The organism is Amycolatopsis sp., from assembly GCF_025464955.1.
Classification (GTDB): Bacteria; Actinomycetota; Actinomycetes; order Mycobacteriales; family Pseudonocardiaceae; genus Amycolatopsis.
Genome location: NZ_JAODNM010000018.1, coordinates 32549 through 39366 on the forward strand (window position 1 = coordinate 32549; position 6818 = coordinate 39366).

Genomic DNA, 6818 nt, shown 5'->3' on the forward strand with positions numbered 1-6818 from the left:
GCGGATCGCCGACTGGCTGGCCGGCGAGGGTGCTGAGATCGTCGACCGCACCGCATGTGCAGAGGCCGACGCCGTGATCTACGGCGGCGAACTGGACGGGCTCGCCGAACTGGACGCGCAGCTGGGTGATCGTGAACTGGACGCGTTCGTGCTGCTCGGCTCGGTCGCCGGCGTGTGGGGTTTCCGTGGCCAGGAAACGGAAGCCGCCGACAGCGCTTACCTCGCGGCGTTCGCCGAGCGGCGCCGCCAGCGCGGGCTCACTGCCACCTTCGTCGCGTTCGGCCCGTTGGCGGAGACAACGCCGCCGACCATGGCAGGCCACCTGAACCTGAGCGGCCTGCCGGTCATGGCGACGGAGACGGCACTCACCGGGCTCGCCCGGGCGGTCGCGTCCGGCGAGGCGGCCGAGACGATCGCCGACGTCGTCTGGGACCGGTTCGCGCCATCCTGCAGTGCCTCGCTGCTGGCAGCGTTGCCAGAAGCGGCTCAGGTCAGTGCGCGGGACGAGTCCGAGTTCCGGCAGCACCTGCTGACGCTGCCCGAGGAGGTCTGGTCTGACGAGCTGCTGGCTCTGGTCCGGGAGAAGGCGGCTCTGGTGCTGGGCCACGCGGACGCAGACGCGGTCGAATCCGACCTGCCGTTCCGTGACCTCGGGTTCGACTCGCTGACCGCGGTCGACCTGCGCAACCAGCTCAATACCGCGACCGGGCTCAGCCTGCCCGCGACGCTGGTGTTCGACTACCCGACGCCAGCGGAGCTCGCCGCGTTCCTGCGGGCCGAACTGCTCGGCGCCCAACCGGACCTGGCGACCTTCGTACCGGTCACCGGCAGCGTGTCCGACGACCTGATCGCGATCGTCGGCATGAGCTGCCGGTACCCGGGCGGCGTTCGCTCGCCCGAGGACCTCTGGCAGCTGATCACCGACGGGGTCGACGCGATCGGTGACATGCCCGCCGACCGCGGCTGGGACTTCGACGCGCTCAAGAGCGTCACCCGCCAGGGTGGCTTCCTCTACGACGTCGCCGACTTCGACCCCGACTTCTTCGCCATCTCACCGCGCGAAGCGGTCGTGATGGACCCGCAGCAGCGGATCGTGCTGGAAGCCGCTTGGGAAGCACTGGAACGGGCCGGCATCGACCCCGCGACGTTGCGCGGCACAGACGCCGGCGTGTTCGTGGGCGGTGGCAGCGGCGAATACCGCGTGTCCGCCGAGACGTTCGGCCAAGAATGGCAGACCGCCCAGTCGGCGAGCCTGCTTTCCGGCCGGCTGGCCTACACGTTCGGCCTGCAGGGACCGACGGTTTCGGTGGACACGGCGTGCTCGTCGTCGCTGGTCTCGCTGCACCTGGCCGCACAAGCGCTGCGCACCGGCGAGTGCTCGCTGGCGTTGGCCGGTGGTGTGACGGTGATGTCGACGCCGGTCGGTTTCGCCGAGTTCAGTGCACAGGGCGCGCTGTCCGTCGACGGCCGCTGCAAGGCGTTCTCCGATTCCGCAGACGGCACCGGATGGTCCGAAGGCGTCGGAATGCTCGTCGTCGAAAGGCTTTCGGACGCACAGCGCAATGGTCACCGGGTGCTGGCCGTGGTGCGAGGCTCGGCGATCAACTCCGACGGCGCGTCCAACGGCTTGACCGCGCCGAGCGGACCGGCCCAGCAGCGGGTGATCCGGAAGGCGCTGGCCAGCGCCCGGCTCAACCCGTCCGAAGTGGATGCGGTGGAGGCGCACGGCACCGGAACCAGGCTGGGCGACCCGATCGAGGCACAGGCCCTGCTGGCCACCTACGGCCAGGACCGCGAACGGCCGCTGCTGCTGGGCGCTGTCAAGTCGAACATCGGCCACACGCAAGCCGCGTCGGGGGTCGCCGGGATCATCAAGATGGTCATGGCGATGCAGCACGGCGTGCTGCCGAAGTCCCTGCACGCCGACGTGCCCACGTCCCACGTGGACTGGACCGCGGGCGCGGTGGAGCTGCTGACCGAGACGGTCGCGTGGCCCGAATCCGGCCATCCGCGCCGCGCCGGGATCTCGTCGTTCGGCGCCAGCGGCACCAACGCGCACGTGATCATCGAGCAGGGCCAGTCCCGCGAGGTCGTGCCGGTACGGGAAGGACCCGCGCCCGAGCTGCTTCCGGTCCTGCTCTCTGGTCGTACGTCCGCCGCGCTGCGGGCACAGGCCGGCTCGCTGCTCGCGCAGGTGACCGAAGACGACACCGAAGACGACACCGAAGACGACACCGCGCTGCCGAGCCTGGCGTTCTCCGCGGCCACCAGCAGGTCGGTGTTCGAGCACCGTGCCGCGGTACTGGCCGGAAGTCGCCAGGAGCTGGTCGAAGGGCTCACCGCGCTGGCCGCGGCCGGGTCCGCGGCGCATGTCGTGCGGGACGAGGCCGCCCGGTCGGGCAAGCTCGCGTTCCTGTTCGCCGGGCAGGGCAGCCAGCGGATCGGCATGGGCCGCGAGCTGCACGCCCGGTTCCCGGTGTTCGCCTCGGCGTTCGACGAGGTACTGGCCCAGCTCGATCCCGAGCTGCGGGATGTGCTGTGGGGCGAGGACCAGGGGGTCTTGAACCAGACCGGTTTCGCCCAGCCCGCGCTGTTCGCCGTCGAGGTGGCGCTGTTCCGGCTCGTCGAATCCTGGGGTGTGCGGCCGGACTTCCTGGCCGGGCACTCGATCGGCGAGCTCGCCGCGGCGCAGGTCGCCGGGGTGCTGTCGCTGGCCGACGCGTGCACGTTGGTCTCCGCGCGGGCGAAGCTGATGCAGGCGCTGCCCCGGACCGGGGCGATGTTCGCGGTGCGGGCCAGCGAAGCGGAAGTCCTGCCGCACCTGACAGATCTGAGGGATCTTGTCTCGATCGCCGCGATCAACGGGCCTTCTTCCGTCGTCATCGCCGGGGACGAGGACGCGGTCACCAGGATCGCGAGCAACTGGAAGTCGAGGCGGCTGGCGGTCAGCCACGCGTTCCACTCGCCGCTGATGGACCCGATGCTGGCCGATTTCCGGGCCGTGGCGACAAAACTGACCTACCAGGCGCCGCGCATCCCGATCGTGACTTCCGGCGACGTGACCTCACCCGAGTACTGGGTACAGCACGTACGAGAGGCCGTTCGGTTCGCCGACGGCGTGCGGTCGCTGGCCGAGCGCGGTGTGCGTACCTTCGTCGAACTCGGCGCCGACGCCTCGCTGTCTTCGCTGGTGGGGGAGTCGACCTCCGAGGGAATCCTGGTTATTCCCGCCCTGCGCAAGGATCGTAACGAGGAAGCGAATCTGGTCACGGCGGTGTCCCGGCTGCACGCGCACGGCGTCGGCGTCGACTGGAAGCGGTTCTTCACCGGGCTCGACGTCCGGCGGGTGGACCTGCCGACCTACGCCTTCCAACACGAGCGGTTCTGGGCCAACCCCGCACCGCACGTCGCCCCGGCTCCCGCCGGTCTGGACGCCGCCACGGACGAGCAGATGTGGGACGCGGTCGCACAGAACGACTTCAGCTCGCTGGAGACCGTGTTCGACGTCGACGGCGACTCGCTGTCGAAGGTGCTCCCCGCCCTGCTCGACTGGCGGCGCCGGCAGCAGGACCAGGCTGTTCTGGACGGTCTGCGACACCGGATTTCCTGGACTCCGCTGGCTACCCGACCTGCGGTCGGGCTCACCGGGACCTGGCTCGCCGCGGTTCCGGCAGCGGAGGCTGACCAGGAGTGGGTGTCGAAGGCACTCGACGGACTTGGTGTCGAGCTGGTCCGTGTCGAGGTAACGGAGTGCGATCGGTCGGCCCTGGCCGACGAGCTCCGGACGCATGTCACAGAGTCCGGTCCCTTCGCCGGAGTCGTGTCGCTGCTGGCACTGAGCCCCTCGGAGCCGCGCACCCCGCCGGCTGGGGTGCTGCTGACCACCACGCTGGTGCAGGCACTGGGCGATGCCGGGATCACCGGCGCGCTGTGGTGTGTCACCCGGGGCGCGGTCTCGGTCGGCAGGGGTGAGCCGCTGGGCGATCTCGCTCAGGCCGCCGTCTGGGGCCTTGGCCGGGTCGCGGTCATGGAGTACCCGGATCGCTGGGGTGGACTGGTCGACCTTCCGACTGTTTTGGACACTCGAACGGCAAGCGGGCTCGTCTCCGTCCTGTCCGGACTGGACGGCGAGGATCAGGTCGCGGTCCGCGCGAGCGGGGTGTTCGGCCGCAGGCTGCTGCCGGCTCCCGCGCCGCGACCGGCCCGCGAGTGGACCCCGACCGGCACGGTGCTGATCACCGGCGGCACCGGAGCGCTCGGTGCCCACGTGGCACGCACGCTGGCCGCGGCGGGCGCGGAGCAGTTGGTGCTCGTCAGCCGTCGAGGGCCCGACGCGCCCGGAGCGGCCGAACTGCGCGAGCAGCTGGCCGGGATGGGCGCCCGGGTGCTCGTCGCGGCCTGTGACGTCGCCGACCGCGATGCGATGGCGGCGCTGCTGACGGAGATCCCGGCAGAGCACCCGCTCACCGCCGTGGTCCACGCCGCCGGTGTACTCGACGACGGCGTCCTCGACCGGCTGACGCCGGATCGCTTCGATGAGGTCTTCCGCACCAAGGTCGACTCGGCCCTGCTGCTCGACGAGCTGACCGCCGAAGCCGACCTCGCCGCGTTCGTGTTGTTCTCCTCCGCGTCCTCGGCGGTCGGCAATCCCGGCCAGGCCAACTACGCGGCGGCGAACGCCGTGCTCGACGCACTGGCCGAGCAGCGACGGGAACGCGGTCTCGCCGCGACCTCGATCGCTTGGGGCGCCTGGGGTGGCGGTGGCATGGCCGACAACGCCGACGCCGAAATCCATGCCCGGCGGGCGGGGATCGGGGCGCTCGACCCCGAACTGGCGTGCACGGTGCTGCGCCAGCTCGTCGTGGAGGACGAGGCGACGGCGGTCGTCGTCGCGGTGGAGCGGGGACGGCAGGCGCGCGGCTTCCGGCCGAACGCCCTGATGCGGGACATGCCCGGTTTCGCCGAGCTTCCCGACGGCCCGCGGGACACAGCGGTCGACGGTGCGCTGCGCGACCGGCTGCTCCCGCTGCCGAAGGCTGCCCGACTGGAGGCCGTGCTCGACCTGATCCGGGCTCGGGCGGCCGACGTGCTCGGCAGGACGGACACCGACGCGGTCAGCGCCGAGCGGCCGTTCCGCGATCTCGGGTTCGACTCGCTGGCCACCGTCGAGCTGCGCAACCAGCTCAACGTGGTGACCGGGCTGAGCCTGGCCTCGACGCTGGTGTTCGACCATCCGACGCCGCTGGCTCTCGCCGAGCACGTGCTCGAGGAGTTGCTGCCGGACGGCGAGACCGGCAGCGGTGCTGAGGAAGCCGGGATCCGGGAGCTGCTGGCCGCGGTGCCGCTCGAGCGGCTGCGGGAGATCGGCGTGCTGGAACCACTGCTCAAGCTCGCGGGCCGGTCCAGCTCGGAAAGCCAGGAAGAAGAGACCGAATCGATCGATTCGATGTCCGTCGACGACCTTGTACGGGCCGCGCTCGATGGCCCGTCCACCCCCCTTGTCTGACCAGCCGGCGCAAGTGATGGAGCTGAACTCATGAGCACCCCCTCGGAGAAGGTTGTCGAAGCGCTCCGCGCGTCGATGAAGGAGGCCGAGCGTCTGCGGCGGCAGAACAGGGATCTCCTCGCGGCGGTCACGGAGCCGGTCGCCATCGTGGGTATGAGCTGCCGGTTCCCCGGCGACATCGGCTCGCCCGAGGACCTGTGGCAGCTGGTCGCGTCGGGTGGCGACGCCATCACGGGGTTCCCGACGGACCGCAACTGGGACATCGAAGCCCTGCGCGAGGGTTCGGTCGACGAGCGGGGCATGAGTGTCAGCGTGCAGGGCGGGTTTCTGTCGGGTGTAGCCGACTTCGACCCTGGCTTCTTCGGCATCTCGCCACGCGAAGCAGTCACCATGGACCCACAGCAGCGGCTGTTGCTGGAGATCTCATGGGAGGCGATCGAGCGCGCCGGGATCGACCCGAGCACGCTGCGAGGCAGCCGGACGGGCGTGTTCGTCGGCACCAACGGACAGGACTACGCCCATCTGATGATCAGGTCGGTAGCCGACGCGACCGGCGACATCGGCACCGGCATCGCGGCCAGCGCGACGTCCGGACGGCTGTCCTACGAGCTGGGGCTGGAAGGGCCGACGGTCACGGTCGACACGGCTTGTTCCTCATCGCTGGTCGCCCTCCACCTCGCCGCGCACGCGCTGCGCGGCGGTGAATGCTCGCTGGCACTGGCCGGCGGTGTCAACGTGATGGCCACGCCCGGCTCGCTGGTGGAGTTCAGCCGTCAGGGCGGTCTGGCGCGGGACGGCCGGTGCAAGTCGTTCTCCGACGACGCCGACGGCACCGGCTGGTCCGAAGGCGTCGGACTCCTGTTGCTGGAAAGGCTTTCCGACGCCGAGCGCAACGGCCACGAGGTGCTCGCCGTGGTCCGCGGCTCGGCGGTCAACTCCGACGGCGCGTCCAACGGGTTCACCGCACCGAACGGCCGCGCGCAGCAGCGCGTGATCCGCCAGGCACTCGGCAGGGCAGGGCTCTCGCCCGCGGAGCTGGACGTGGTCGAGGCGCACGGCACGGGAACCCGGCTGGGCGACCCGATCGAGGCGCAGGCGCTGCTGGCGACCTACGGCCAGGACCGCGAACAGCCGCTGCTGCTCGGGTCGATCAAGTCCAACATCGGGCACACCCAGGCCGCCGCCGGAGCCGCCGGAGTGATCAAGATGGTGCAGGCCATCCGCCACGGCATCCTGCCGAAGACCCTCCATGTCGACGAGCCGTCGCCGTACGTCGACTGGGCGGCCGGGGAGGTAAGGCTGCTGACGCAGG

At 70.8% G+C, this 6818-nt stretch carries 2 protein-coding genes (1 of these 2 cut by a window edge); both read left to right on the plus strand.

Translation table 11 applies throughout. The features are described from left to right. A protein-coding gene (locus tag JWQ81_RS02410) for a type I polyketide synthase (protein WP_297537092.1) crosses the window boundary here: on the plus strand, window positions 1–5506 show its end. 22007 nt of this gene lie to the left of the window's left edge; the window shows 5506 of its 27513 coding nt (coding positions 22008–27513); the start codon falls outside the window, past its left edge; its stop codon occupies window positions 5504–5506. A gap of 30 nt (window positions 5507–5536) precedes the next feature. Then, on the plus strand, window positions 5537–6818 hold a 1282-nt coding region (locus tag JWQ81_RS02415), incomplete at its 3' end, for a beta-ketoacyl synthase N-terminal-like domain-containing protein (protein WP_297537093.1).